The following is a 26619-nucleotide window of genomic DNA, read 5'->3' as shown; positions in this document are numbered from 1 at the left end:
CCCCTACGCGTAGGGGCGACCTTGGTCGCCCTCTTCTCTTTTGAGGGAAAGTTTAATGCTCACGAAAAATACGACAAAATAATTTCCCGCAAGAAAATATCCGACGGAGAACCGCTTTCGCTGTTGACTTTATTTTAAGGAATAGGTAAAATTCACCCTCGGACGTTAAAAAACACAGTACGGAGTAATCCGATGGCTAAAAGAATCGAAGCGCCGAAAATCGCGGCCGAAGAAAGAAAGAAAACTTTCAACGAAGTCGAAAAAACCGTGCCGCCGCATCTTGCGATGGCCGAATCCTCGCGATGTCTGTTCTGTCACGACGCGCCCTGCGATCAGCTTTGTCCCGCGGGCATAAAGCCGTCGCAGTTCATAAAAAAAATCAAGACGCGCAATATGACGGGCGCTTCAAAAATCATCAGAGAAGGAAATTTTCTGGGCTCCGTGTGCGCCAGGATTTGCCCCGTCGAGAAACAGTGCGAAAAGGGCTGCTCGCAGTCGGACGTGGGCGAACCGATAAATATAGCCGCGTTGCAGCGCTTCGCCGCCGACGCGGACTTAAAAAAGATTAAACCGGTTTCGCGTCTCGTCGAGCCCAAGAACAAAAAAGCGTCCGTTATCGGCGCGGGCCCCGCCGGCATTTCGTGCGCGATAGAACTTTACAAGAAGGGCTGGGACGTTGTCATATATGAAAAAACCGATCGCGCCGGCGGATTGCTTGTATGGGGCATACCGGCGTACCGTCTCCCGCGCGACGTAGTGAAACAGGAAGTTTCAGTTATCGAGGGCACCGGGATAAAACTTATGTTGAACACTCCCGTCGGCAAAGATAAATTCGCCGGAATTTTGGCGTCCTCCGACGCAGTGTTTCTGGCTTCGGGATTAAGCGGTTCGTCGAAACCGAATATCCCCGGCGAGGATTTGCCGGGCGCATGTCAGGCGCTTGATTTTCTTCTTAAAATGAATGAGGGCAAGCCGTACGCCGTCGGAAAAAGGGTCGTGGTCATCGGCGGCGGCTCGACGGCTCTCGACTGCGCGTCGTCGTCGGTGCGGCTGGGCGCGGAGGATGTGTCGATTTACTATCGCCGCACGGAAGCCGAAATGCCGGGAGCCAAGGCCGAATTCGCGGAGGCCAAGGATGCGGGCGTCAAGTTTGTCTGGCTGGCCGCCCCCAAAAAAATTGTCGGCGACGGCAAAATCGAGGGCGTGGAATTTGTCAAATGCGAATTGGGCGAACCCGACGCGTCGGGACGTCCGCGGCCGAAGGAAATATCCTGCTCGGAATACGTCGCGCCGGCGGATACCGTCATATTCGCGCTCGGTCAGAAACTCGGGCCCGATATGGATTATATAGGCGAGTTCGTCGATACCCAAAAAGGCAGAATAAAATTCGATAAGGATTCACTGCGCTCGACGAAAAATCCCAAAATATTCGTCGGAGGCGACATCGCTTCCGGCGGCGGAACGGTCGCGTTGGCCGTCGGAGACGGCAAAAAGGCCGCCGAAGAGATTGACAAAATCTTGGGGATATAGTATCCTGTCCGACGCGCATCAGGCAGTCAAAAACGCTTTTACTCCGGCTGAACCGAGTCAATGAAAATAAAAAGATTTTTTACCCGCGAGAAGCCCGCATCGCCGCTTGATGTGACGCCTTTCGCGGACATAGTTTTTCTTCTTTTGATATTTTTTATGTTATCGTCGACGTTTGTGGCCGAGCCGGGCATCAAACTGAATTTGCCTAAAACTCAAACCGCTGAGATAGACCCCGACGATAAAATCATAATTTCGATAAACTCCGACGAGGCGGTTTATCTCAATAATCGCCGCAGTTCGCTCGACAATCTGGAGAGCGACCTCAAAAAACTTTTGATGTCCAAAGACGCCTCGGTGGTGCTTCGCGCCGACAAATCCGTAAGGCACGGGATGGTGATGGACGCTCTTGACAAGGCGAAGCTGGCCGGAACCAGGAAACTCGCCGTGGCCACGGAAAAGAAATTTTAACGGGGAGGATATTCTATGAAAATATTGATAGTCGACGACGACGCCGAAACACGTGAAGTGCTGGGGATGTTTCTTAGCGGGGCCGGCTACAAGAATATTTTTTACGCCGAAGACGCAAAAAGCGCGTTGAAGCAGTTCGTGCTGCACCTGCCGGACGTGGTTTTTTTGGACGTTGTGCTGCCCGATAAAAACGGGATAGAAGTTCTCAAAGAGATCAAATCTCTGGATAAAGCCGCCTCGTTCGTCATAATGACCGCGTATAAAGACGCCGACAGGGTCATAGAGGCCTTTCGCGAGGGCGCTCTCGACTGTATTTTGAAGCCGTTCAACTTTGAATATATAAAGAATAATGTTCTCTCGCGCGTAGTGCCGCGCGATTGAGGGATAGCGGGGAGTTAACACAACTTCCCGTGCGGGGATTTTTAAAGCGGAAGTGGCGGAACTGGCGGCGTCCGAAGGACGTAATCATTGGAATGGGCGCGTGGCGGAATGGCAGACGCGCACGGCTCAGGACCGTGTGAGGAAACTCGTGGAGGTTCGACTCCTCTCGCGCCCATTCCAATGATTGACGCAAAACGGCTCAGGACCGTATGGTCGCAAGACCTTGGGGGTTCAAATCCCCCCTTCCGCATTTTTTGTAACATGACGACAATCGCCTCCAACAGACGAGCGTTTTACGATTATGAAATAATCGAGAAGTTTGAGGCGGGAATGGGGCTGCTGGGGCGGGAAGTCAAATCGCTTCGGAGCGGCAGATTGAATCTGGCCGGCGGTTACGTCAGCATTCGTCCCGACGGCGCGTGGCTTGAAAATGTTAACATAGCCGACTGGCCGCAGGCGGCCAAGACGGGCGTGCCTTACGAGCCGCTGCGCTCAAGGAAGCTTCTTCTTAAAAAGAGCGAGCTCAAGCGGCTCATCGGCCAGACGGCTCAAAAAGGCCTGTCTTTGGTACCTCTCGAATGTTACTTCAATAAAAGAGGGATTGCGAAAATTCAGATTGCGCTTGTTAAGGGCAAGAGACAGTACGACAGGAAGGAAGCCAAAAAGAAAAAAGACCTGACGCGCGAAATGCGCCGCGATTTTGCCGAGAAGTTTAAAGCGTGATTTGATTGCTCTGCCCGCTTTTGTATTCCAACCATCCGTTTTATAACACCACATATCGACGCAACGGTTTATTTATCCCGCCGCCACACGCGCATCATCACCACGCGAATCCGGATGCTCCTTTATACAACACATACACAAATACTCCGGCAAGGAAAAAAAATACAACGATGACCGCGCAGGGCAATAAAGCGATGCCGAGCGCCTGAAACACACCTTTCCGATAACGGCATCTCAATATTTTGATTATGGCAAGCGCCAGGTATAATACGGCGGACAAAGACAACAGAAAGAAAATCGCCGCCGCGCCGGCATGAGATACGAGATATTTAAGCGCGATGAAAAACGGCAGCATAAAAAACAACGGTGTAGCGGAAAAATTCACGTAGGATATCAGTCGCCTAACATCTGGCAAGGGAGTATCTTTTCCCGATGCCAAGACGTGAATGGCGGGCAGATAAAGGACGGAGAAAAAAATAAAAGCGCTCGCGCAAAACAGCATATTAGCAAGAAAAAAATCAACCCCCCTGCGGAACGCCACGGCAACGCCGATTTGCCAGACGAAAACGGCAAGCAACCCGTAACCGAAGGATAATTTGAAAACACGCGAAAAGTCGTTTCCGTCGTCAATAAGAAAAATCTTTTTAGGGTCTGATATTATTTCCGGCACAGTGATTTTCATTAAATCCCCCTTTTAAGGCGTGTAATTTCCCCGCGGATAGACGCTCGCTTTTCTGCGACAAAATATATTTACCGACGATTATTCATCATTAATATTCATCTCCCCCCTCGGTGGCATTTCCTGCCGTTCCTATATCCTGCTTCTTAAATTTCTCCCAGCCCTTTGTCGCTTCTTTCATGGCGTCTTTCCATTCTTTTGTAAACCAGCCCACGAATTTCAGTATAAGTTCTTTTGGATTTGACGGGTTGTATATTACGACTTTCATTCTGCTGTAACCTCTTGTATAGGCGATTCCGTAAAGCCCGGTATTTCCTATGGGCATAGGAACGGCCGTGACAGCAGCGGCGGGAGGGCGCTCACCGCTCGGAAGGGATAAGTTTCTGATATGCCCGGCATAATCCGCGTAGGAGAGCGGTAGGCCTTTTGTCAAAGAGGCGAGAGTTTCGCCCCCCGACGGAAAAATACTTTGGGCAAAACGAACCAATCGTTTCCATAAAGATTCCTTAAGCCGCGAATTTATTTTCAAATAAGCAAGTTGTTCTATGCGCAAAAGAAAATCGCGTTCCGCTTGGCTCAAGTCCTCAAATTTTACATTGTTCCGAAGATTCCAGAGAAGATTTTGTATGAATGATTGATTCCGCGCTTCGGGATGATCGGCGACGAAAGAAAGTATTTCTTTGTACAAAGGTATCTTGCCCGGAGGCCCGGCGACAAAATAATATATTTCATCTCTGTCCGGCGCGGGTTTGTCCACATCCAGACAATAACTTTCAAGGATAAGCGTAACTCTGGATTTTCCCGCGAGGTAAAGAGTTCCGTTTTTAAGTATATATGTGTTCTCTCCCTGGGGTAGATGTGTTACGTCGCGCAATGAATTTAAGTCAAGCGACGGCTCGTTTTTTGCGGAAGGCGTCGTGGCGCACGACGGCATAAAAAATAATTGCGCGGTAATTATGATGGGAATATAAAATGTTCCGAATGGTTTGCGCGGCATAAAGAAGAAGCCCCCCCTCATTTTATTTTAGCAAAAAGTTTAATGCCTCAAAAGCACCCAAGGATTTGGAACGCCGGGTTAGCGTCAGAAAAATACCGACGAAAAACTTTTATCGCGCGTGCAAAAGTTAAAAAATTTGGTAAAATCAACCCCACCGCCCGGGTATGGCGTCGGGGCGATAGATTTTGGCAGGCAGAAAATTACAGCGTTTTATGGAGAGGTGGCCGAGTGGTTGAAGGCGCCGGTCTCGAAAACCGGTATGGGCCTTGTGTCCATCGCGAGTTCGAATCTCGCCCTCTCCGCCAGATTTCCCCCGTTCCTACTCCCCCCCCCGTCGGACGTCACTCGTAAAATCCAGGGACATGATTCGTCAGAAACTTTTTTATAGCGGCGTTAAAGTTTTCGTCCGAGAATTTTGAAGCGTGCGATGAAATACGCGCCGCGTCGAATTCCATTTGTTCCAGCCGATTCACCGCGCCGCGCAAGGCGTTTTCCGTCTGTTCGCCGAAAAACACGCCCGTTTCGCCGTTGACAACCGTTTCAAGCGCTCCGCCCTTGCCGTAGGCAATCACGGGCCGTCCGCACGACTGCGCCTCCAGCGGCACTATTCCGAAATCTTCCTCGCCCGGGAATATCAGCGCCCGGCATTTTCTGTAATGATCTCTGATAGATTCGGCGTCGCGCCATCCCAGAAACTCAATAGTGGGGCCGGCGATCTTTCGCAAATAATCAGCTTCGGGACCGGTGCCTATTATCTTTAATTTTTTGCCGAGCATATTAAAAGCTTTGACGGCAAGATCTATTTTTTTATACGGCACCAGCGCCGAAACCGCCAGATAGAAGTCCTCCGCCGACGAGACGTCGGGCGAGGGAGTGTAGAATTGCGTATCGACCGGCGGATAAATAACGGCGGAATCCCGTCCCCAGTGTCTTTTGATGCGTTCCGCGACGTTCCGGGAATTGGCGATGAAATAATCGACTCCGCGCGCGGTGGATTTGTCCCACCATTTAAGATACGGACGGAAAAATGACATAGCCGCCCACGTAAAAAAGTTTCTGCGCGGCGAAAAATAATCGCCGAAAGAATCCCAGGCGTAGCGCATCGGAGTGTTGCAATAGCATATGTGCGTCTGTCCCGGTTTTTTTTCGATACCTTTGGCCACACAGTGGCTTATGGAAAAAATCAGTTCGTTCCCGCGGAGTTCAAAGGCCTCTATGGCGGCCGGCATCAGCGGCAGATAATAACGGTATTTGCTTGTGCCTGCCGGAAGTTTCTGGATGAAAGACGTAATAATGCGATGGCTCTCGATTTCACTCGACATCCTGCCTTTGTTCCATACTATCGTGTATATATCCGACGACGGGAACAAGCGGCACATTTTTTCCAGAATCTTTTCCCCCCCGCGCATTCCGGTAAGCCAGTCGTGTATGATTGCGGTTTTCATAAATTTTTTATTGGCAAGAAAAACTTAGGAATAAATACTTTTAAACGCATTATCTTCATAGAATCAGTTCTTTAACTTTTTGAAAAACCTCATCTGGTTTAATTGACCTTAAACAAGAGATTCCCCGGCATTTAGGGAATTTTCCGTATTTATAGCAGGGGCTGCATGGTAATTTTTTATAAAAATATTTGTGATTGTTTCCGAGCGGGATTTTATCCCATGGAGGTGTCGGACCAAAAATTGATATCGTATTAGTTCCAACCGCTCCGGCTAAATGTAATGATGCGGAATCGTTCGTCACTACTATTTGACATATTTTCATAATCGCAGCGGTCTGTCTTAAGTCCATTTTGCCTATGAAGTTGACAAGTAGTTTATCCTTTTTAATTGCTTCTTCAATTGCAGTGCCCAGAGCTGATTCTGTTTTGCTCCCAAATAATATTACAGGTATGTTAAGTTCAAATGTAATTTTCTTTATGAGCTCAATAAAATATTCAACAGGCCAGCGTTTTGTCAACATTTTTGTTTTAGGATTTTCACCGCCGCCGGGCGCAATTCCTATAATTTTATCAATGGGGTTTAACCCATAATTTGCAAGTTCTTTCTCTGCAATATTTGTCTCGTCATCTGTAAGATAAATATTTATCTTACAATTTTCTAAATTAGCACTCACAAGATTTCCATATTTATAGATGGTATGCGGCATTTCTCCTTCACTGAACGGAACTTTTTTAGTTAGAAACATACCCTTTCCAAACCTATCAAATCCAATTCTCTTTTTAATGCCCAAAAGAAAAGTAAAAAAATTAAATAAATTTGACCAGTGCATAATATAAACCGCATTAAACTTTTTTCTTCTCAATAAGAAAAAAAGGTTCAGCAGAGGAATAATTCTTTTCTTCCAGAAAATATTCTCATCGATGGAAATTATCTCATCAATATTTGGGTTACTTTTTACTATATCTTTTGCCCAATTTCCTATCAACAAAGATATTTTTGCTTTTGGGTATTTATTTCTTATTGTTTCAAATGCAGGTGTCGCCATTAAAACATCCCCGATAGCGCTTAACTTAATAATTAGAATCCTTTCTATGCCCGTCTCTTTTACCAGATTTATAAGCTCATCATAGAAGTTTGATCCCGCAGGAGATATAAACTTTAATATATAAAATTTAAATAACAGATAAAGTTTAAGTATTTTTTGTTGAAATGCGGAACGATGTTTTTTATAGAAATAAAGTTGACTTTCCCGATAAACCAGTGTGGTATATTTTCCCGCGACCTTCATGGTGCAACCGTGTTTGTGCGTGACCTCCGCCCCCGCCAGATATACTACTTTGTAACCTGCGCTTTTAACGCGCGGGCAGAAATCCGGCTCTTCGAAATAAAGAAAAAGATTTTCGTTGAGCAGTCCGGTTTTTTCAAGTATCTTGCGGCGGATGAGCATGCTTGTGCCGTATACAAGTTCGACTTCCCTGTTGCGCGCGCCGAGCCGCCGTACGATATTTTTCACAAGCTTGTAACGGGCGATGTTATGCGGGTCGAGCGTTTTTTGGACCAATTCTTTGAATATTGTCGGGCACCATCCCCACGACATCTGAATAATGTCTCCGTCCGGGCCAACGAGCTTGGGGCCGAGCACACCCACGGATGGATTTTTGTCCATATAGTCCAGCATAGTATCCGCGGTGCCGGGTTTCAATCCCGCGTCGGAATTCAGCAGTAAAATATATTCTCCGTCGGACGCTTTTATGCCCCTGTTGTTCGCGCAGGCGAACCCGAGGTTCGAGTCATTGGCGAGAAGTTTGACCTCGGAAAAATCGCGGGAAACCATATCCCGCGAATCGTCGGAGGATGCGTTGTCCACGACTATCGTTTCGTACTTATGCGACGGCGGATACTTGCGGATGCTTGCCAGGCATTCCGCCAGAAGCTCGCGCGTGTTGTAGTTTACGATTATTATTGAAAGTTTCATCATGAAGTAATTACCTTTTCAACGAATGCGGCCGTCATTCGCCAATCAAGCAAGGATGCGGTTTTGAGCGCCTGAGCGCATAGTTTATATCTCAGATTGGCATCGTTCAGGAGCCGTCCGATGTTTGCGGCCAAGGCATCCGCATCGCCGGAGGCGCACAAAAGACAATTGTTTTCGTCAACGGCGTAATCGCGCAACCCGCCGGAATCCGTGGCGACGACGGCGCAACCGCAGGCCATGGCTTCCGCGGGAGGAAAAGCGAATCCTTCGGCGGCGCTACTGCTGACCAAAATCGAAGATGTGTTGTAAATATCGGACAATTTGGCGTCGCTGATGGTGCCCCTATAATCGAACCACCCCGGCACGGAGCGGGGTTTAAGAAAGCTCGGGCCGAAACACGCCACGGAGAAGTCCCCGTATTTTTCGCGGGTCGTTTCCAGCGCCTTTAGTCCGGTCGCCGTGTCTTTGTAGGGCGATTTGGAATACATAAAGGCGATCTGTCTCGGTCGATTTTCTATTGGGCGGCAAAGTTTAAAAAATGTTTTGTCGACGCCGAGCGGCATTACATCGGCCGTCTCTCCGGTGGCTGCGACTTGTTTGGCCATCCATTGCGATATCGCGATTTTTTTAAGAGGCAGTTTCCACGTGCGCTCGATTTCTTCTTTCGGGCCGAGCCACGGCGCAAAATCCATCACCATGTAATTTTTTCTTCCTTTTGACTCGGGTATGGAGGAGACAAACTCGGCAGTGCGCCATGACGTGGCAAAAACGACATCGGCGTCGGCTATATTTTTACCATCACCTGCTTTCAGCCGTGAAAGGGTGATTTTTGGGGAAACGTTCATCCACGGAACGCATACGCCGGTGATTGTCGTCGCGATTTCACTCAGCACATCCGCAACTTTTCGCTTTAAGGATTTCTCCGCGCGAAAGTCGCTGAGATGCCAGACGCCGACTTCATGTCCGCGAGCGGCAAGTGCTCCCGACAACTCATAAACAGCGCGGAATCCGCCGGAAGGTTTTATGGGCAGAGACGGTAAAACAAAATTAATTCGCATTTTTAACGCCTGGGCTTCAGCGTGAAGTTAAGGTATTCAAGAAAAGCTTCGCGCGGCATTCCGCTGAGAGCCGAGAGGGTGTCGACGGGAAGGCGCGCTCCCAGTTTTATCTCGCCGCATTTTGTCTTTATTTTTTTTCCGAAGAAAAAATCCTGTCCGCGCGGAAACATAAACTTTGCGGGGATGAAGCACGCCTCGAAATGAGGATCAAAAAGTTTTTGATTCCCGACCACGTCCTGTATCTGACATCCCATCCACCCGATAAAGAAATATAATACCTGTATTTTCCGCCGCGAAGATTGACGTAAGTTTTGGCTATCGCGTCCGGCATAAGCGGCACGAACCAAAGGCCGGTGTGGTCGTCGGCTTTCTTGATTTTATTGGGCACCAGCACGAAGACGACGCCGCGGCATATTCTGGCGATTTCGCCGGCCAAATTTCCGACGGCAGCGTCGTCCATATGTTCCAGCACGGAAAACATAGTCACGACATCAAAGGTTTTATCTTTGAACGGAAGTCGCCCCGCCGACGGGTACAGAAGTTCGAATGTGGCGGCGGGGAGCCCGTTTTCTTCGGCCAATAGGCGGGCGAGACCGAGGCGTTCGGCGTGTATATCCGCGCCGACGGCTTCATAGCCGAGCAGATTCATCCGAACCGTCAGTTCCCCCGTGCCGCAACCCATATCAAGTATTCGCAAGCGCGGCACAGAGAGTTCGGATTTAAGAAAATCCAGAAGCGCGCTCAGCCATTGCGAATAGCCCGCGGAGTCGCTTATTTTATCTTCGTGATCCCGCATGAATATGGAACCGGGCGCGGTTGCGATACGGCGATCCGCAGAATATAATCCGGCCAGCGCGGCGACAAAACGTTCGGCATTGATGGGCTTTCTTCCGGCGGGATATTTATTGTCGGGATTGTTCACCGCGATTTTCCTCCGGCTCCGGCGAAAATATCCGTAATTATGCCGGAGATTGAAAACATTTTTGCGGCGTATTCCCTGTCCCCGGCGTCGAAAGGCCGCATAATAAGTATACCCGCCGCGAATATTAAAAGTGTTGCGGGAATCCCCGTCCAGCCCGCGGGCATGCGGTTTCCGAAAGTCAGAGCCGCAACCACCCCGGCCGGCACAGCCAGCCGCCATATACTTCTGATGAGGCCGGAACGTATTTTAAGAGCGAATGAAATCCACGCGTTCATAAAGAACAGGAGCGCCTCCGTGGCCACAACGGCGTAGGCCACACCCATAAAGCCGTATCGGGGTATCAGAAGCATATTAAGAGGTATGTTTACGGCCAGCGCCGCCGCCGAGGTATATATGTTGATTTGCTGTATTCTTAAAATTATGAATGCCTGCATTATCGCATGATTGGCGAACATAAATATGAAGACCCACGCGGCAACCGAGAGCGCCCTTGCCGCTCCCGCGAATTCCGCGCCGAACAGGACGACTATAAATTTTTCGGCCATTACCGATGTGAGCGCCGCGCCGAGCGCACCGGCGAAAAACGCGAACTTGAGCGTGCGGCGGTATCCGTCGAGAAACAACTCGCGCGAGCGATTGAAGAAATCCGAGAGCACCGGCAGGGACGCAGTGGCGAACATTAAGGACGCGATTGAGAGCACTTCAAGAATTTTGAGGGTTACGGAGTAGAGGGCTATATTCGCCTCGGGAATTCCGTAAATGGAAAGCATTACGATGCCGGCGTGGTGATACGCCAAAAGAAATACGATACTAAGAAATATCGGCATCGAATCCGAAATGAAGCGGTAAGCGAACTTCGGATCGAAAGATAAAATCGGCTTGTGAATTTTGCGCGCGACCATAACGAATCCCGCAGTCGCGCTGACGGCGTAGGCAGCTATCATCGAGACAAGAAATCCCTCGACTCTGGCCCCCATTTTTATGGCAGCATAGCCGAAAACCAGAAGTATGCTCCTGTTGAGTGTTTTAAGGAACGCTTCATAGTGCATTTTCTCGAAGGCGTTGAATATATAAACAATGTATTCCACCCACGCCGTGCCGACGGCGACTACCCCCATTAGAACTATTAGATTCCCGTATACACGCGAATAACCGGTGACTATGTTTATTACGTATATAGCGGCTACCGATACTGCGGCAAGAAAGAGTTTTATTGCGTTGGCGTTTCCGAAATACTTGGGAAAGAGCGACTTATCCCCGGCGACATCGCGCACAAGAATATGGTTTAGCCCCAAGTCGGCGAACATTATCAAAAGAACCGTAAACGAGTAGGCAAAAGAATATTTGCCGAAGTCGTCCGCGCCGAGGGCGCGGGCGGCCATTATGTAAAAAAGAAAAGCGAAAACGCGCGACGCCCCCTCGCCCGCCAATTTATAAAAAAGGTTTCTACCCGTTCTTGCCGCGAGTTCCAATGATTCCGGCTCCTAATCCCAATAAAGTCCAGTAGGCCGCCTGTGGCGCCTGCCAGAGCATCAAATCGGCCGTCAGTTGATTGACAAGAAACCCCGCCAGCCCGCAGAAAATCGCCAGCACGGTATTGTCTTGCCGATTTTTCCAAAATTTTCGCATCCAGTAAAACGTAAACGCAAAGAAAGCCAGAGCGCCCGTTAATCCCGTATCGCATAAAATCCGCAGATACATATTATCCGGCGTGTCGGTGCGCAGATCCATTCCGGATGACAGATATTGTTCGTGATAAATTCTGTAATTGCCGAAACCGACCCCGAAAACCGGCCTTGCGGAGAATATTTTTGCCGTCGAAGAGTAAGCCCCCAATCTGTGTGTCAGAGAACCCGATTCCGCGACATATGACGGCCTGAACTTGCCCACCGGCAGATTGTCGGGCGCGACCAGCAGTATGACGGTCACCGCCGACACTAATGCGGCGGCGGTCACGGCGAAAAATCTTTTTTTCGATTTGAGCGTTATTGCGGGAGAAAAAGCCGCGAAGACGCCGACGGCCAGCAGCGCGGCGCTCCATCCGCCTCTTGAAAAAGACAAAAATATCGCGGCTGTTGCCGTTATGGAGATGATATATCGCAGTGTCCGGCTCTTAAACAGTGTACTGTCTATGGCCGCGGGTAAAAACATCAGAAGGAATGCCGCGGTAGGCAGCGGGTTTCCCACCGGCGCATAGTTTAACGGCAGTCGCATTATTGACCAGTATCCCAACAGCATCGGAAATGACAGCGCCGCCGCGCCTCCCGCCACAAATACCAGACATCGAAGTATTTTCCGCTCGTCAAAGTCGCCGGACAGTCGCGCCGCCGTCGCGGCCGGCAGAACGCCTTTGAGAATGAAGCCGGCCAATACTTTGGCCGCGTTTTGCGTTTCGCCTTCGCCGAATAATATGCTCAGGATAAAAGCGGCCGAGAGGCCGGCAAGGGTAAGGTCAAATAAACCGAGCCGCGGTTTTGACGCAAAAGATACGGTAAATGCCGCGACCGAGAATCCCCCCAACAGAAGATAGTGCAACGGTATACCGAATATTTTGACGGCATCCGGCAATTCCGGATGCGGAATGAAGACAGCCGTGATAAAGAAAGCCAGGAAAAAGACGCCGGAGGCGTTTGCCGCGATTTTATTTGACATCCGTTTTGCGACCCGCAGTTCCGTCTCCGGTCAGTTCGCCGCCGGTATAACCTGGTATCATTTCTCTGAATTTGGCTATGATGGCTTTGTCTTTGGCCCGCTCGGCCATAATTTTGAGTTCGTCGACGTCGCGGCGTATTTTCCGCAAGTCGAATTCTGCCGCCTGCGACACGAAAATCATATTGTGTTTTGTGACCGCGCTTTTTTCTTTGTCGAGCAGAATTTCCTCGTAGAGTTTTTCGCCGGGACGAAGTCCGGTGAATATTATCTGTATGTCTTTATCGGGCTTTAGTCCGGAAAGGGCTATGAGATTCCGGGCGATTTCCACAATCTTTATTTGTTCGCCCATATCCAGCACGAATATTTCTCCGCCCTTGCCCAACGCGCCCGCCTGCAAAACCAGCCGCGCGGCTTCGGGTATGCTCATAAAATATCTTTTCACTTCCGGATGCGTCACGGTGACCGGCCCCCCCTCCTCTATCTGTTTCTTGAAAAGCGGTATCACGCTGCCCGTCGAGCCCAGCACATTGCCGAATCTCACGGCCATAAATCTTGTTTCGCTCCGGAGGGCTTTGGCCTGAAGTATCATCTCCGCGATTCTTTTTGTGGCGCCCATTACATTGGCGGGATTTACCGCCTTGTCCGTCGAAATCAGTACGAATCTTTCCGTTTTATAGTGATGCGCGGCGTATATCAGATTGCGCGTGCCGATGATGTTATTTTTGATGGCCGCCGCAGGATTTTCTTCCATAAGAGGCACGTGTTTGTGAGCCGCTGCGTGAAAAACGGCGTGTGGCTCAAACTCTCTGAATATATGAACCAGGGCCCTTACGTCTTTGATATCGGCGATGACGCTTTTGAACTTCAGCCCCGGATTTTTAGTCGCAAATTCCACTCCGAGATAGTAGAGGTAATTCTCGTGGTTGTCCAGAAGTATGAGATTTTCCGGATTGAAGCGCGATATTTGTCTTGCAAGTTCGCTGCCTATCGACCCGCCCGCGCCGGTCACAAGAACTCTTTTTCCCGAAAGACAATTTCTTATTTCGGATTCGTTTACGGACACCGGCTTTCTGCCGAGCAAATCATCGGGACGCACGCTTCGGGGCTTGAGTTCCATCGCTCCCGATATTATTTTGTCCATCCCCGGCACTATCTTTATTCCGGCTTTTGTGGATTCGCAATAAGCCAGTATCTCGCGGATGGCCGAACCTTTTGCCGAGGGTATAGCCAGTATTATTTCGTCGGCTTCGAGTATCTCTACGAGCCGCGGTATCTCCGCGCGTCCGCCGTGTACCTTGACTCCGTATATGTGATGACCTTTTTTTAAGGGGTCGTCGTCAATGAAGCCAACTATTTCGTAATCTATATGCGGGTTATTGCGGCATTCTCTCAATATTGAAATGCCCGCGTCGCCGGCGCCGACTATCACTACCTTTTTCTTATCGGAAGAAAGATCTATTTTCCCCCGTTCTCTGAGCATTCTGCTTGTCAGGCGCACGCCGGATACGAGAGCCGAACAGATAAAAAAATCTATCATTATCACCGAACGCGGAAAACCCAGAAAACCGTGGTAATTCGCTACTGCGATTACGAATGTCAGAGATGAAAGTATATTTCCCCAGATTATTCTCCACAAGTCGCTTATCGAGGCATAGCGCCACAATCCGCCGAACAATCCGAAGAAATGGAAATACAGCAGTTTGATGAAAAGAAGCAGGGGGATGGTTCTGAAAACTACTTGCCAGTATCTGGAAGGAAAGGAAAATTCGAACCTTATGTAAAAGGCCGCCAAATAGGAAATTATTATAAAAAATATGTGAAGAGACACGACGGCCGCCCGCCGGTATTTATTTAGCATTGCGAGAAACGTAGAATTTGTTCTCATTTTTTTTGGCCGACGCAGAATATCACTTTGTACGACGTAACCGGCGCCACGGCGGTTATCGCGGCCAGCGGGGTATATTCGGCCAGATAGCCAAGCCACTGCCCGCTCCCGCAAGCGACTTCAAGGACGTCTTTGTCCTTGCAAAATTCGGAAGCGAAACGGTATCGGGTATACATCCTCTGAATTTGTTCCGAGGTGACGTTGTAGCCGGTGACTTCGGTTACGGCGGTATAATCTTGATTATCGGGCATCGTTTTATTCCTTTTGAGTCGATAAAAAACGTTTTGCCGTTCCGTCCAGCCCGTAGGCGGCTAACATTATAAGTATGGCTAAGGGCGTATACATAGTCCTCAATGCGCTGTCGACCCTCGTTAAACCGTGCATTATGACGGACATAAGTATAACATAAGATGAGGTCTTAAAAAAGATGTTTCTTTCCTTAAAGGCGCGCCATATTCCCATTGCGGCCAGCGAATAAATCAGAGACATATGCAGAGCATAATATAACTTGTGGCCTCGCGACCAGAATATAGGCCATATATTCAGAAAGTGATATACCCTCAATACAAATAATTTGGATATACGCGCGAAAAGGTAAATTATATCTCCCCCTCTGGAAGCGTCGAAATCTTCTATGTAAGTAACCCCCGGTATGCGAAATCCGAGCCCGACAATAACGTCGCCGTTTTGGAACCATCCGGACAGCAAATCGGTTACGGAAGCCAGAACCTTTCCGCCGCCTCTTGCCATAAACAATACCGCCGTTCCCGCCGCGACGGCGCAGAAAACGGCAATTGCTTTTTTATTCGCTTTTTCGCGCCATAAGAATAGTTTGGCGGCCATTATGTACAGAGGTAAAAACAAAAAAAGTGTGTCAATCCGCAAAAACATGAGTACGATTGAAGACACTATGAGGGAAAATGCGAAAAGCGCCGATTTATTCTCCGCGTAGAAATGTATTATCAGCGCATATCCTATTATAAACGATGCCTTATAGAGATGATCCACTACGAGATAGGACGCCAAATGTACGTTGTCAAAAAATACCACATATAGAAAAGTGAAAAATACGGCGATATATTTGAAGGTAAGATATTTTTTGAGGGTGGCATATACCACCGGAACCGAGACAGAGAAAAATATTATTTGTATTATAGCCAGCGCCGCGCGGTTGCCCGCCCCGAAAATCGCGTAAATGGCGGCTATGTATATCACGTAAAAATAGTGAAAAAACAAATATCCCCAGGCCAACGAAGGCGTGTTTCCGTGCTTCAGCCATGATAATAAATCATAAGCCGCGGGTTCGTATACAACCATGAAATCCGTGGAGGGGTGCGGGCCGGTTTTCAGGAATAATAATGTTTGTACGAGTATAACCGCTATGAACGACAGCGGATATACAGGGTCGCACGCGGAGATTTTTGCCATTACGGCGCTTATAAAATTTCTTTTGTCCGCGGTTTCGTTGTTCATATTTTTTGGCCTCTCGAATTTTTAAGTTATACAGTATCGCAGGTTTCTATCAGCGCAGAGTACGGATGTTCCCGATACGCGGCGCTGTCTAATAATATCTGGCCATATATCCGAATAATTTTGGATATATCATAGGATTAAACAGTAAGCTGGACGATATAAAACAAGAATGTGTGCAGAAACACTCTTTTCGCCCGATGGCCCGGCGGTACTTGTCGGCTTCCCCTGAGAACCATACTTTGGAAAAATCCAGGCCGGCGTCGTACAAATTCCCCACTGCCGGCAGTAACTCGCATAATCTCACGTTTCCGTCGGGGTCTATAACTCCGCTGATTGAACCTGCGTAGCACGGGATAACCTGCCGCTGTTCGCGAATAGTTTGCAACTCTATATCGCGGGCAAGTATTTTGGCGCCTTTCAGGAGTTTAGATAAAGGCATATTATAAAATTTATAGGATTTCCAATATTTTTTAATGTGGACAAGCGCCGCTTGATATTCCTCTATGGACGGCGGAACCAGCCCGGAATCCTTTGGCTCGCCCCTGATTAATTCGAATCCGTGAAAATCAACATCCGGCATATTGGTTTTCACATAATCTATTATTGTTTCTATACGCCCGACATTTTGATTTGTTATTACGGTATTTAGATTTACCGATAGATTCTTATAAGCATTTCTGAGTTTTGCCAGCTCGGCATATGTTTTAAGCAATGCCGTAAAGTTTCCCGGGACACCTCTTATAATATCGTGCTTTTCGCCGATATCGTCCAAGGCCAAAGACACGACAACTTTGGCTTTGGGGCACGCTTCGAGAATTTTGGATGTTGTTTCAATTATGGGTTCGGTCAAAAGCGCATTGGTGGGAATAGTTATATTTTTTACTTTATTGCGGGTATAAAAAATTTCGGCTATCTTATCAAGGTCCCGTCGCAAATACGGCTCGCCGCCGGTAAATAAAAGCCATACGAGTTTCCCCATACTTTTGGCGATTGCTTCTATTTCATCCAAGGTCAATTCTTTTGACGTTTCCCCTGAATTATTCAAGTGCTGCCAGTTGAAACAAGTGCGGCATTTGGCGTTGCAGCGATAGGTTACTCCAAAAACCAGGTAAATCGGCAACATACGACTTTTGTTGAAAATATACCTGATATTGTCTGCAATCAGATTCGACATATTTATTGTGGCGGCGGTTTTTCGTGTTATAGTTTAAGTACTTTTAACGCTCCCGCAATTTTTGAGCGTAACTCGCCGAGGGATCGTACCTCCGCGATTCTTTTGAGTACATATGAAGGCCTGTAGTAAAAACTTTTATAGGCGGTTTTCAGCAGTTCGCATAATTCATCGCTGCGCAGATTTTCCTCCCAATACTTCGGCTTGAAACCGGGTTGCGGATCCGCCGCAAACTGTTTCCAGTGGTCTTCCTTGAAAATACCGGCTCTTAAACCTTCAAGATATATCGGTGTCGACGGGAACGGTATCAATATGGAAAAGTGGACATAATCGGGATCCAGCTGTTTTGCCAGTTCCATAGTTTGCCGGACATCCGCTCTCGTTTCTTGCGGCGCGCCTATCATAAAATAAGCCAGCGTGGAGATGCCCACTTTTTTTGTCATGGCAAAAATCTTTTTTGTTTGCGCCACGGTTATGCCTTTGCCCAATTTGGCAAGGATTTGATCCGTGCCGGCCTCAACTCCGTAATGCACCCTTTTACAATTGGCTTGTTTCATTTTTTTAAGCATTTCTTCGTCCACGACGTCGATACGTGTGCGTATATCCCATGCGATATACAGCTTTCTTTTTATAATCTCGTCGCAAATACTGATGACTCTGGCCCTATTGAGTGTAAAAGTATCGTCGTAAACCAGTAGCTCCTTAATGCCCATCGCGGCGCACTCCGCCATTTCATCGACCACATTTTCGGGGCTCCTGGCTCTGAATCTTTTACCCAGATGCTCGCGATTGCAAAAAGTGCACTTATAAGGACACCCTCTGCTGGTAATCATGGTCGTTATAACAGTGTCCCGGCCGGATAGTACGGATCTATATTTTGTGTAAGGGGTCAAATGCCTTGCAGGGAACGGCAGTAGATTCAGATTTTCTATGAGTTCTCTTGTTCCCGTATTGATTATTTGACCGTTACGCTTAAAAACCACGCCTTTTATCTTGCGCAGTTCTTCGATGTTATCCATATGTTCGAGGAATTCGGCGAAAACTATCTCCCCCTCTCCCAATATTAAAAAATCCACATTGGGGAGCATTATGGTTTCATCGGGATAAATGTTTACGTGGGGACCTCCCAGTACGACTTTGATGGACGGATTTATCTCCTTGACGATTTTTGACAGTTTAAGGACGTCTATCAGAGTAAAAGTCAAAGTCGTTATACCCGCTACGTCGGGGCTACGGGCAATAACGGCGTTTTTGAGTTCGTCGTAGCTCAGTTCCTCCGCCTGAGAGTCCAAAACTTCGACTTCATGTGCGGTATGTTGTTTTAGATAAGCCGCGATATACAGAAGTCCCAACGGAGGGTTATACCCCCTTTCTTCCTCGAGACCCCGAGGAAGAATGGATGATATGATATTTTTTGTCGGAGGGTTTATCAATAAAACTTTCATATTGTCAGATTAATGTCCGCTATCTTCTGATACGTAATGTTTTTTTGAACTCAACTGCTCCCGCCAGCAAACCGTAAAATATACCGGCGGCATAACTTATATGGTGCGCCAACAGCGCCAAAACCAAAACCGGAAAAAAATCTCTGTGTTTGACAATGACGTATACGGAAACAGGAACGATATAGATTAATAGCGCAACAGGTATGATAACGGGATCAATCACCAGCGCTAAAAAGAAAGCGCAAATGGCTGTGATAATCATGGAAAACATTAAATTGCGGGTATAAAGAGCCGGATATGCCAATGTCAACCTGCCGTTGTTGGTTCTCAGTTTGAATCTTTGTTTTATATAAGCCCATCCGAATTGCCTTCTATGGTGGCGCACAAATACATCGGACGAATAAAGAAAATCCTTGCGGGTCCTTTTTTTTGCCTGGTATACAAATTCGGTATCCTCGCCGCCGTATCCGATATATTCGTTAAAACCCCCGACAATTTCAAAAATAGATTTGAACACAAACAAATTGCACAAATGTATCTCTCCGAGTTTGGCTTTTCTTGTGCCGCTTTCAGATGAATACCCGGTATGGCCGCTTCCTAAAAGCGGAAAATTCAGCACTAAATCCGTCAATCGTTCGCCGCGCGAGGCGTTTACAGGCAGTAGATTCGGTCCGCCCGCTCCGCAATAATCCGGATTATTTATAAGTACGCGCCGTCCTTGTTCGAGCCAATTATAGGGGGCTATGGCGTCATCGTCTATGAATGCCAATATGTTACCATTAGACGATAGAACGCCTTTATTCCGTTTTATCGCCGGATTTGCAGTTTGAGTTTTTACGAAAATCATTGGGGGCTTTATCGAAGATTCAAGTTCGGCGCGCTCACTTACGACTATTATTTCGTAGTTTTTGCGCGGTATGGTCTGTTCAATGACGGATTCCAACGTTTCATTTATATTCGGCCTGCCTGCGGCTATAATGACGGAAATCAAACTGTTTTCCATATCGGAACGCATTGTTTTAATTTAACGGACAAATGTGCCGGGCGGGCCCAAAAGGAAAAATGCTTTTGCAGCGGTCGTATCAGCGCAATCTTTTGTCTATCAGGTCCGCCAGCATGCCGATGGACATTACGGCGACTGCCGTCATCATTATGATGCCGACAGTTACGTTCATTATAAGGCCGAACAGCAGCCAGCTGATAAAAAAGACGGATGTGGCCAGCAGCACCAAAAACAGGCTTAACGGTATAAAAATCTTCAGGGGGTCGAAATACAGCACCATCCGTATAATCAGCTGGATGAAGTTCAGTGTGTCGTTTATCGGGCTTATTTTGGATTTTCCTTTGCGGGAGTAATAATCTACGGGTATATATTTTACCGAATATTTATTGGTTAACATAGCGACCGTGATGGTGGAAGTAAGAGAAAAACCGTCAGGCAGAAGGTGGATGAATTTTTCAGCCACCGATTTTTTCATAACCCTGAAACCCGAGTTGAGATCCGGTATGTTGGTGCCGGTCAGCAATATCGCCAGTTTCCTGATAAACCATTTGGCTATTTTTCTGAGAGGATGGGATACCACATTCTGTCCGGTGCGCGACCCTACGACCATGTCGTGATTCGCGGATTCTTTCAACAGTGTTTGTATGTCGGATATCGGATATGTTCCGTCGGCATCCACAATAAGTATCAGATCATAGATTGCGTTGGCTATGCCGGTTTTTATGGAGGCGCCGTAACCCCTGTTGGAAGAGTTCTCGTAAAGTTTGACTTTAACATCGCAGTTCTTTATGATTTCCTTTGAGCGGTCGACGGAGGCATCGTCTACTATGATTATTTCGTAATCGAATTGAGTTTGTCGCATGGCGGACTCAATCTCGCGTAAAACTTTCTCAACGGTCGCCTCTTCGTTGTAGACAGGAATGACTATGCTTACCATGTTTTACCTCGCGATGACTGTCTCGATTATTCCGGATTCGGCAAACTTTCTTTTGCCCCGCCCGCCCCGATATGGCCGATAAACAGTATAAACCGGACGCCTATGAGTTAACTGAAAAATCTTTTTATCGTCTCTACGACGTAAGATGCTTCGTCGTTTTCAAGTTCCGGATACATCGGCAGGGATATTACTTCCGCGGAAACTTTTTCGGTTACGGGCAAATTGAAATGCGCCAGACCGAGGTCTTTCTGCTTGTGGAGCGGCCGCGGCCACGACACAAGGACTTCGACGCCGTTAGCGCGCAGATGTTTGACGAGTTCGTCGCGTTTTTTCGTCCTGACGACGTAATTCTGGTAGACGTCGAAATAATCCGCGCCCGATCGCGGGTGCGCGGCCACGTCGCCGACGCCTTTTAATGCCTCGTCGTAAAAAGCGGCGATTTCGCGGCGGCGTGACACCCACTTGTCGAAATATTTGAACTTCATATCCAGAAGCGCAGCGTGCAAATTATCCAGCCGCGTGCACCATCCGAAACATTCTATGATTTCGACGGAATCCACTCTGCCGTTGTCGCGGAAAGCGGTTATCTTGCGCGCCAGATTGTCGTCGGAAGTGACTGCCATTCCGCCGTCGCCGGCGGTGCCGAGCATTTTAGCCGGATAAAAACTGAATATGCCGGCTTTGCCGAAAGACGCGCAGGATTTGCCTTTATATTTGGCACCCAGCGCCTGAGCGGCGTCTTCAATCACGACGAGATTATGTTTTGCGGCGATGGCCATTATTTTGTCCATTTCGCAGGCGTGGCCGTTGAGATGAACGGGTATTATACCTCGGGTTTTGGGAGTTATGGCCGCTTCGATTTTGTCGGGGTCTATGTTGAAATCGTCTCTTATGTCGACGAGAACCGGTTTTGCGCCGCACTGGACTATGGAGCCCACCGTGGCCACGAAAGTGTGGGCTACGGTGATCACTTCGTCTCCGGGCTTAAAAAGCGCCTGAGCCAGAAGATACAGCGCGTCGGTTCCGGTATTTACGCCTCTGGCGTGCTTAACACCCAGATATTCGGCGATGTGTTTTTCAAAGTTCTCCATGTGGGAGCGAAGTATGAAATCGCCCTTGGACATTATTTCTTCAAAAACTCCGTCGAACTCTTTTTTTAGCGAAGCGTACTGTTTGGGATAATTGACGAAACGTACTTTCATCGGCATTGTCGTGGTGTCTCCTTACTTTTTCTTTTTTACTGACGCAAGAGCGGCGCTGACTATGTCTTTTGAAGACGGATAATAGATTTTTTCAAGTGTCGATGCCGCCGGAGCGGGAACGTCGTCTATGGCCACGCGCATCGGAGGAGTTTTAAGGCGTATGCCGCTTTCGGCGACTGAAGCAATTATCTCCGATGCTGTTCCGAAACTGCGCCAGCCCGCGTCGGCGACTACCAGACGTCCGGTTTTGGCCGTCGAGGCAAGAATCGTTTTTTTGTCGAGCGGTTTTACCGTGCGGATGTCTATTATTTCCGCCGATATGCCGTGTTCGTCGGCGAGTTCTTTTCCCGCCGCGACGGCCTCGCGCGCCATGTAGGACACCGCCGCTATGGTGACGTCTTTTCCGCGCCGCCTCACCGCGGCCTTTCCTATGGGCACGCGGAAAAGTCCCGCCGGCACGTTTTCTTCCTCGGAATAAAGCCATCTGTCGTCGATGAAGACGACGGGGTCGGGGTCTTCTATCGCGGAAATCATAAGGCCTTTGGCGTCGCGCGGCGTGGCGGGCATCACGACTTTTAATCCCGGAAAATGCGCGTATGTCGCGTGCAGCGCCTGCGAGTGCTGGGCGGCCTGTTCCCCGCCGCGATTGATTATTCCCCATATCACTACGGGAGCGCCTATTCGGCCGCCCGACATATACCGCCAGTTGGCGGCTTCGTTGGCTATGGGATCGAGCGCGTACATCATAAAATCCATTCTCGGATGCACCACGACGGGGCGCATTCCGGCTATCGCCGCTCCGACGGCTGCGCCGGTTACGGCGTTTTCGGAAACCGGCGTGTCTATCACGCGGCCCGCGCCGAATCTTTCAAGGAGACCGCGCGCGGTATTGCCGACGTACCACGGACTTTTTACGCCTTGTCCGACGAGAAATACCCGTCTGTCGCGCGACATCATCACGTGAAGCGCGTCGTTTATCGCAAGAGAGTAGGTAAGTTTTTTATTCCGCGAAGACATAGCGTTTGAGTTCGGCTTTCCCGGGCAGCGCGTTTGCGCGGGCGCGGGTGTGAGACATTAAGACCTCGGCCGCGACGGAGCGTTTCAGGCCGTCAATTTCTTTTGCGGTCAATATTTTGCGCGCAAGCAGGTATTTTTCAAACCGATCGAGAGGATCTTTGCGCGCCCATGCGGCGATTTCCGACTGCGGCCTGATGTCGGTGTGACAGCCCTGTATGTTGTCGTCGGGGCCGACGTGTCCGCGCATACGGTACGTGCGGTATTCTATGAATGCCGGGCCGCGCCCCGCGCGGCATCCGTCGAGCGCTTCGCGGGCGGATTCGTAAACCGCCAGAACGTCGTTGCCGTCGACGCTTTTGGAAAACGGCAGCATCCGGCCGAAGGCCGGCGCTATGGCCGTCGACGGACGGCAGTCGAGTATCGGCATATGCGTGGCGTAAAGATTATTTTCGCAGACGAAGAGTATGGGGAGTTTCATGAGCGCGGCCAGGTTTGCGGATTCGTAGAGCGCGCCCTCGCCCGTGGCGCCGTCGCCGAAGAAACTCACGGCGGCGCTTTTGTCATTCTTGATTTTTGAAGCGAGCGCGGCGCCCGTCGCAAGGGAAATGGTGCCGCCCACTATCGGCGCGGCGCCCAGGAAATTGACTTCGGGCGCAACCAGATGCATCGAACCGCCGCGCCCCCGCGCGCAGCCGGACGATTTTCCGTAGACCTCGGCCACCATGGCGTCCATACATCCGCCTTTGGCCAGATAATGTCCGTGAGAGCGGTGGTTTCCGAAAACGATGTCGGATTTTTTAAGGGCGGCGCCCACGCCGGCGGATACGGCCTCCTGCCCCGTGCAAAGATGGACGGGACATTTGATTTCGCCGCGAAGTATGGGTCCGACGAAACTCTCCTCGCAAAGACGTATGCGGAGCATCGAGCGGTAAAGAGCCGTCAGAAATTTTTTGTCGTATTTTCTCATCGGACAATATCAAGAACGTTTTATTATTTTGACCAGCGTAAGAAATATTATTTTGATGTCGCCGGAAAAAGAACGCTCGTCGACGTATTTGAGTTGAAGCCGCTTCTTTTCGGGCCAGATTTTTTCCATGTACGTTTTTTCCGGGTCGGGGCTGCCGGCCAGAATCGAACCCTCGTCGGAGTTCCACAAAGACGCCCGGTCGGTTATGCCCGGCTTTACGCCGAGTATCCGCTTTTCTTCGCCGGTGAACATATCGGTATAGTGCGGCACTTCCGGGCGGGGGCCGACAAAAGACATTTCCCCTTTAAGAACGTTTATCAACTGGGGTAGTTCATCGAGCTTATATTTTCTTAAGATTTTACCGGTTTTAAGAAGCCGCGGGTCGTCGCCCGCCGTCGACGGCCCACCGATTTTGTCGGCGTTGACGACCATCGAGCGGAACTTGTACATTTTGAATTTAATTCCGTCTTTGCCGGTGCGGATTCCCGGATAAAAAACCGGCCCGCCGTCCTCTTTTTTTATCAAGATCGCCGCTAAAGCGAATGCGGGCGAAAGCGCGATAAGTCCGATAAAAGAAAATATTATATCAAAAGTTCTTTTCAGCATTTTTTTCTCCGATAACAGTGGACAGGCGCACAATCGTTGTCTAAATTTTGACCAGCGCGGTTCCCCAAGACAAACCTACGCCGAAGCCGCTCAGTACTACGGTGTTCCCTGAGATGATTCTGTTCGCGTCGAGAGCGTTTTTAAGACAAATCGGTATGGTCGCACCCACCGTGTTTCCGGCTTCGCCTATGTTTCTGAATGATTTCTGCGACGGTATCCCCATAATTCTTTCCAGAGAGTCGAGCGCCATCGCGCTTGCCTGATGAAATATGAACATGTCTATCCGGTCAGCGCTCAAACCGTTCCGGTTGAGCACCTCCGATACCTGGGACGGGACTCTGGAATTTACGAACGACAGAATGCCCATACCATCCATGTAGATATTTTCCAATGTCCTTGTATTGCCGCTTTTATCCGTGAGTGGCTTGGAGGTTTCCGGCGTTTTTGGCATGCGGTTTCCGCCAGACGGTATGATCAGTTTATCGTATCCCTTGCCCGAAGTCGCACACTGTATGTCCAGAATGCCGCTTTCATCATTTTCACCGGCGGCAGTTATCAGCGTGACGGCCGCGCCGTCGCCGAAGAGTATTCTTGTGGCGCGGTCCTGCTTGTTTATGTACTTGGAATACGTATCGGCATTTATCAGCAGAATATTTTTTGCCTGCCCTGAAATAACAAGACCTCGGGCCAAAGCTAAACCGTAAATAAATCCCGAGCATGCCAGATTGTAGTCGAAGGCAAAGACATTTTCCGGAAGGTCCAGCATCTTATGGAGCATGCAGCAGTTCGGAGGCAGTATGTAATCCTCGCTTTCCGTACAGAATATCAATCCGTCAATCCTTGCGGCCGCATCCGGAACGGACTTGAAAAGTTGTTTACACGCCGTCAATGCCAGATCCAGCGCCGTTTCGTTGTCGGAGGATATATGCCTTTGGCGCACACCGGTTCTCTCCTCCAACAATTTGACATTCCATGAAGGATTTTCAGCTTTGATGTCGTCGTTTGTCACGACTTTTTGCGGCAGGTAGTATTCTATCGCTTCTATCTTAACGCGGTTGGATGCCATAGAAATTCGGTTATATTCCGCCCAGACCTATGGTTTGAGCGGTGAGTTGTCCGCTTTTTTCTGAAATCATAAAGTCCACGGCTTCGCATATATCGGTGAAGTTTATCAATTTACCGGTGACGGTTTTTTTCAGAGTTTCTTCGGTTGCCGCCGGGCTTATGTTAGCGGCCATTCCGGATTCTGCGACGATGGAAAGTCTCAGAACGTTTGCCGTTATGCCGTATCCGTAAATTTCTTTGGCCAGCACTTTTGTAAATTGTTCGACCGCCGCCTTGGATGCTCCGTAAACGGCGCTGCCTGCACTGCAAAGAGGTACGGCGGCGCTTGAGAAGTTTACTATTCTGCCATAACGGTTTATCTTCATGAGTTTTGACGCCTCGCGGCACAGAAGAAAGGCGCCCCTGACATTAACGTCAAGAATTTTTCGCAGGGTGTCATCCGAAGTCAGCAGAGCGCCGCCTATGGACTGGAGTCCGGCGCAGTTTATCAGAATGTCCAACCGGCCGTATTCCCTGTGGATGTCGGCGAACATCAGTTTAACGGAGTTTTCGTCGGCGATATCAGCAATAAAATGTTTATATCCGGGATTGGATATATCCGATGGTGTGCGACTGCAACCGGCCACGCGGAATGTTTCCCCTGAACTGAGATAGCGCTCCACAATCCTTCTGCCTATGCTTCTTGACGCACCGGCCACGAGCGCCACACGGGGTTCGGACATCAGTTTTGCCTTCCGGACAGGATACTGTCTATGTGATCCGCCAGAGATCCGATATTGGAGAACGGTCCGTCTTGGCGTGTCATAATATCGTCTCCGGCGAGCGTTACGGCCTTGCCGAATTCCTTATGTATTGCCTGTTCCACGCGTACTATCATGTCCACGAAACCAAGAGAATCCAGCGAGCCCCCGGCCAGAGGCGTATCTTCTTTAAGAGGGAGCTTTTGGTCATCCGGAAGTTCGCGATTCATCTCTGCAACGGCATTATATATCAACCCGATTATTTTTCCCCTCACCGG

General features: G+C 49.1%; 26 protein-coding genes and 2 tRNA genes. 6 read left to right on the top strand and 22 right to left on the bottom strand.

All coding sequences use genetic code 11. From position 1 onward, the window contains the following. The first annotated feature begins 192 nt into the window (after positions 1 to 192). The 5 genes from CVU77_01975 to CVU77_01955 all read left to right on the top strand — a co-directional run bounded on the left by CVU77_01975 (position 193) and on the right by CVU77_01955 (position 3102). On the top strand, positions 193 to 1530 hold the full coding sequence (locus CVU77_01975) for a dihydropyrimidine dehydrogenase (protein PKN02213.1): 1338 nt from the start codon (positions 193 to 195) through the stop codon (positions 1528 to 1530). A 60-nt stretch (positions 1531 to 1590) separates the two neighbouring features. Then, a complete protein-coding gene (locus CVU77_01970) occupies positions 1591 to 1998 on the top strand; it encodes a hypothetical protein (protein PKN02212.1) in 408 nt (135 codons plus the stop codon). Positions 1999 to 2013: 15 nt separating this feature from the next. Continuing rightward, complete coding sequence (locus CVU77_01965; protein PKN02211.1) at positions 2014 to 2379, top strand: two-component system response regulator; 366 nt, start codon at positions 2014 to 2016, stop codon at positions 2377 to 2379. A gap of 94 nt (positions 2380 to 2473) precedes the next feature. Further along, positions 2474 to 2554 (top strand) — tRNA-Leu (locus CVU77_01960). 86 nt (positions 2555 to 2640) lie between these two features. Next, positions 2641 to 3102 (top strand): SsrA-binding protein, encoded by a 462-nt coding sequence (locus CVU77_01955; GenBank protein ID PKN02210.1) that lies wholly within the window; start codon positions 2641 to 2643, stop codon positions 3100 to 3102. A 97-nt stretch (positions 3103 to 3199) separates the two neighbouring features. Here CVU77_01955 and CVU77_01950 read toward each other — a convergent pair whose 3' ends face one another. Together CVU77_01950 and CVU77_01945 are read right to left on the bottom strand one after the other, a co-directional pair. Then, complete coding sequence (locus CVU77_01950; GenBank protein ID PKN02209.1) at positions 3200 to 3784, bottom strand: hypothetical protein; 585 nt, start codon at positions 3782 to 3784, stop codon at positions 3200 to 3202. Between the two features lie 88 nt (positions 3785 to 3872). Further along, complete coding sequence (locus CVU77_01945; GenBank protein ID PKN02208.1) at positions 3873 to 4778, bottom strand: hypothetical protein; 906 nt, start codon at positions 4776 to 4778, stop codon at positions 3873 to 3875. 214 nt (positions 4779 to 4992) lie between these two features. Here CVU77_01945 and CVU77_01940 point away from each other — a divergent pair. Beyond that, positions 4993 to 5083: transfer RNA gene (locus CVU77_01940), tRNA-Ser, on the top strand. Between the two features lie 36 nt (positions 5084 to 5119). On the opposite strand, the gene CVU77_01935 is transcribed toward CVU77_01940, so the two are convergent. The 20 genes from CVU77_01935 to CVU77_01840 form a co-directional block, all read right to left on the bottom strand. Next, on the bottom strand, positions 5120 to 6223 hold the full coding sequence (locus tag CVU77_01935; protein ID PKN02207.1) for a glycosyltransferase family 4 protein: 1104 nt from the start codon (positions 6221 to 6223) through the stop codon (positions 5120 to 5122). Positions 6224 to 6278: 55 nt separating this feature from the next. Beyond that, entirely contained in the window at positions 6279 to 8201 is a 1923-nt protein-coding gene (gene waaF / locus CVU77_01930; GenBank protein PKN02206.1) for a lipopolysaccharide heptosyltransferase II, read from the bottom strand. Next, positions 8198 to 9256, bottom strand: a complete 1059-nt coding sequence (locus CVU77_01925) for a hypothetical protein (GenBank protein ID PKN02205.1) — start codon at positions 9254 to 9256, stop codon at positions 8198 to 8200. The genes waaF and CVU77_01925 overlap by 4 nt, the downstream gene beginning before the upstream one ends. Positions 9257 to 9383: 127 nt before the next feature. Beyond that, complete coding sequence (locus CVU77_01920) at positions 9384 to 10178, bottom strand: hypothetical protein (GenBank protein ID PKN02204.1); 795 nt, start codon at positions 10176 to 10178, stop codon at positions 9384 to 9386. Then, complete coding sequence (locus tag CVU77_01915; GenBank protein PKN02203.1) at positions 10175 to 11650, bottom strand: hypothetical protein; 1476 nt, start codon at positions 11648 to 11650, stop codon at positions 10175 to 10177. The genes CVU77_01920 and CVU77_01915 overlap by 4 nt, the downstream gene beginning before the upstream one ends. After that, a complete protein-coding gene (locus CVU77_01910; protein PKN02202.1) occupies positions 11625 to 12830 on the bottom strand; it encodes a hypothetical protein in 1206 nt (401 codons plus the stop codon). Before CVU77_01910 ends, CVU77_01915 begins: the two co-directional genes overlap by 26 nt. After that, entirely contained in the window at positions 12820 to 14715 is a 1896-nt protein-coding gene (locus CVU77_01905; GenBank protein ID PKN02201.1) for a nucleoside-diphosphate sugar epimerase, read from the bottom strand. Before CVU77_01905 ends, CVU77_01910 begins: the two co-directional genes overlap by 11 nt. Continuing rightward, positions 14712 to 14966, bottom strand: coding sequence for a hypothetical protein (locus CVU77_01900; GenBank protein ID PKN02200.1), 255 nt, complete (start codon positions 14964 to 14966; stop codon positions 14712 to 14714). Before CVU77_01900 ends, CVU77_01905 begins: the two co-directional genes overlap by 4 nt. 4 nt (positions 14967 to 14970) lie before the next feature. Next, positions 14971 to 16188 (bottom strand): hypothetical protein, encoded by a 1218-nt coding sequence (locus CVU77_01895; protein ID PKN02199.1) that lies wholly within the window; start codon positions 16186 to 16188, stop codon positions 14971 to 14973. An 88-nt stretch (positions 16189 to 16276) separates the two neighbouring features. After that, positions 16277 to 17362 carry a hypothetical protein gene (locus CVU77_01890; GenBank protein PKN02198.1) on the bottom strand — a complete coding sequence of 362 codons (1086 nt, stop codon included), beginning with the start codon at positions 17360 to 17362 and terminating at the stop codon, positions 16277 to 16279. 26 nt (positions 17363 to 17388) lie between these two features. Further along, positions 17389 to 18804 (bottom strand): hypothetical protein, encoded by a 1416-nt coding sequence (locus CVU77_01885; protein ID PKN02197.1) that lies wholly within the window; start codon positions 18802 to 18804, stop codon positions 17389 to 17391. 19 nt (positions 18805 to 18823) lie between these two features. Continuing rightward, entirely contained in the window at positions 18824 to 19819 is a 996-nt protein-coding gene (locus CVU77_01880; GenBank protein PKN02196.1) for a hypothetical protein, read from the bottom strand. A gap of 67 nt (positions 19820 to 19886) precedes the next feature. Then, positions 19887 to 20744 (bottom strand): hypothetical protein, encoded by an 858-nt coding sequence (locus tag CVU77_01875; GenBank protein ID PKN02195.1) that lies wholly within the window; start codon positions 20742 to 20744, stop codon positions 19887 to 19889. 107 nt (positions 20745 to 20851) lie between these two features. Next, the gene (locus CVU77_01870; GenBank protein ID PKN02194.1) at positions 20852 to 21952 is read right to left on the bottom strand and encodes a DegT/DnrJ/EryC1/StrS family aminotransferase; all 1101 of its coding nucleotides are present in this window, start codon (positions 21950 to 21952) and stop codon (positions 20852 to 20854) included. 15 nt (positions 21953 to 21967) lie between these two features. Continuing rightward, positions 21968 to 22963, bottom strand: coding sequence for an alpha-ketoacid dehydrogenase subunit beta (locus CVU77_01865; protein PKN02193.1), 996 nt, complete (start codon positions 22961 to 22963; stop codon positions 21968 to 21970). Further along, complete coding sequence (locus tag CVU77_01860; GenBank protein PKN02192.1) at positions 22947 to 23930, bottom strand: acetoin dehydrogenase; 984 nt, start codon at positions 23928 to 23930, stop codon at positions 22947 to 22949. The genes CVU77_01865 and CVU77_01860 overlap by 17 nt, the downstream gene beginning before the upstream one ends. A 9-nt stretch (positions 23931 to 23939) precedes the next feature. Further along, positions 23940 to 24536 carry a sugar transferase gene (locus CVU77_01855; protein ID PKN02191.1) on the bottom strand — a complete coding sequence of 199 codons (597 nt, stop codon included), beginning with the start codon at positions 24534 to 24536 and terminating at the stop codon, positions 23940 to 23942. A gap of 40 nt (positions 24537 to 24576) precedes the next feature. Further along, the gene (locus CVU77_01850; GenBank protein PKN02190.1) at positions 24577 to 25602 is read right to left on the bottom strand and encodes a 3-oxoacyl-ACP synthase; all 1026 of its coding nucleotides are present in this window, start codon (positions 25600 to 25602) and stop codon (positions 24577 to 24579) included. Between the two features lie 10 nt (positions 25603 to 25612). Further along, a complete protein-coding gene (locus tag CVU77_01845; protein PKN02189.1) occupies positions 25613 to 26323 on the bottom strand; it encodes an oxidoreductase in 711 nt (236 codons plus the stop codon). Next, positions 26323 to 26616 (bottom strand): acyl carrier protein, encoded by a 294-nt coding sequence (locus CVU77_01840; GenBank protein PKN02188.1) that lies wholly within the window; start codon positions 26614 to 26616, stop codon positions 26323 to 26325. The genes CVU77_01845 and CVU77_01840 overlap by 1 nt, the downstream gene beginning before the upstream one ends. Positions 26617 to 26619: the final 3 nt, after the last annotated feature.

The organism is Elusimicrobia bacterium HGW-Elusimicrobia-1, from assembly GCA_002841695.1.
In the GTDB taxonomy this organism is placed as follows: Bacteria; Elusimicrobiota; Endomicrobiia; order PHAN01; family PHAN01; genus PHAN01.
This window is presented reverse-complemented; position numbering and strand designations above follow the sequence as displayed.

Excerpts from the sequence above, each read along its gene's own strand:
- CVU77_01875 (PKN02195.1), bottom strand. The coding sequence starts at position 20,744 with ATGGTAAGCATAGTCATTCCTGTCTACAACGAAGAGGCGACCGTTGAG.
- CVU77_01845 (PKN02189.1), bottom strand. The coding sequence starts at position 26,323 with ATGTCCGAACCCCGTGTGGCGCTCGTGGCCGGTGCGTCAAGAAGCATA.
- CVU77_01955 (PKN02210.1), top strand. The coding sequence starts at position 2,641 with ATGACGACAATCGCCTCCAACAGACGAGCGTTTTACGATTATGAAATA.
- CVU77_01870 (PKN02194.1), bottom strand. The coding sequence starts at position 21,952 with ATGCCGATGAAAGTACGTTTCGTCAATTATCCCAAACAGTACGCTTCG.
- CVU77_01860 (PKN02192.1), bottom strand. The coding sequence starts at position 23,930 with ATGAGAAAATACGACAAAAAATTTCTGACGGCTCTTTACCGCTCGATG.
- CVU77_01935 (PKN02207.1), bottom strand. The coding sequence starts at position 6,223 with ATGAAAACCGCAATCATACACGACTGGCTTACCGGAATGCGCGGGGGG.
- CVU77_01950 (PKN02209.1), bottom strand. The coding sequence starts at position 3,784 with ATGAAAATCACTGTGCCGGAAATAATATCAGACCCTAAAAAGATTTTT.
- CVU77_01850 (PKN02190.1), bottom strand. The coding sequence starts at position 25,602 with ATGGCATCCAACCGCGTTAAGATAGAAGCGATAGAATACTACCTGCCG.
- CVU77_01895 (PKN02199.1), bottom strand. The coding sequence starts at position 16,188 with ATGAACAACGAAACCGCGGACAAAAGAAATTTTATAAGCGCCGTAATG.
- CVU77_01855 (PKN02191.1), bottom strand. The coding sequence starts at position 24,536 with ATGCTGAAAAGAACTTTTGATATAATATTTTCTTTTATCGGACTTATC.
- CVU77_01900 (PKN02200.1), bottom strand. The coding sequence starts at position 14,966 with ATGCCCGATAATCAAGATTATACCGCCGTAACCGAAGTCACCGGCTAC.
- CVU77_01885 (PKN02197.1), bottom strand. The coding sequence starts at position 18,804 with ATGAAAGTTTTATTGATAAACCCTCCGACAAAAAATATCATATCATCC.
- CVU77_01945 (PKN02208.1), bottom strand. The coding sequence starts at position 4,778 with ATGCCGCGCAAACCATTCGGAACATTTTATATTCCCATCATAATTACC.
- waaF (PKN02206.1), bottom strand. The coding sequence starts at position 8,201 with ATGATGAAACTTTCAATAATAATCGTAAACTACAACACGCGCGAGCTT.
- CVU77_01970 (PKN02212.1), top strand. The coding sequence starts at position 1,591 with ATGAAAATAAAAAGATTTTTTACCCGCGAGAAGCCCGCATCGCCGCTT.
- CVU77_01925 (PKN02205.1), bottom strand. The coding sequence starts at position 9,256 with ATGCGAATTAATTTTGTTTTACCGTCTCTGCCCATAAAACCTTCCGGC.
- CVU77_01910 (PKN02202.1), bottom strand. The coding sequence starts at position 12,830 with ATGTCAAATAAAATCGCGGCAAACGCCTCCGGCGTCTTTTTCCTGGCT.
- CVU77_01975 (PKN02213.1), top strand. The coding sequence starts at position 193 with ATGGCTAAAAGAATCGAAGCGCCGAAAATCGCGGCCGAAGAAAGAAAG.
- CVU77_01965 (PKN02211.1), top strand. The coding sequence starts at position 2,014 with ATGAAAATATTGATAGTCGACGACGACGCCGAAACACGTGAAGTGCTG.
- CVU77_01905 (PKN02201.1), bottom strand. The coding sequence starts at position 14,715 with ATGAGAACAAATTCTACGTTTCTCGCAATGCTAAATAAATACCGGCGG.
- CVU77_01890 (PKN02198.1), bottom strand. The coding sequence starts at position 17,362 with ATGTCGAATCTGATTGCAGACAATATCAGGTATATTTTCAACAAAAGT.
- CVU77_01880 (PKN02196.1), bottom strand. The coding sequence starts at position 19,819 with ATGCGTTCCGATATGGAAAACAGTTTGATTTCCGTCATTATAGCCGCA.
- CVU77_01865 (PKN02193.1), bottom strand. The coding sequence starts at position 22,963 with ATGTCTTCGCGGAATAAAAAACTTACCTACTCTCTTGCGATAAACGAC.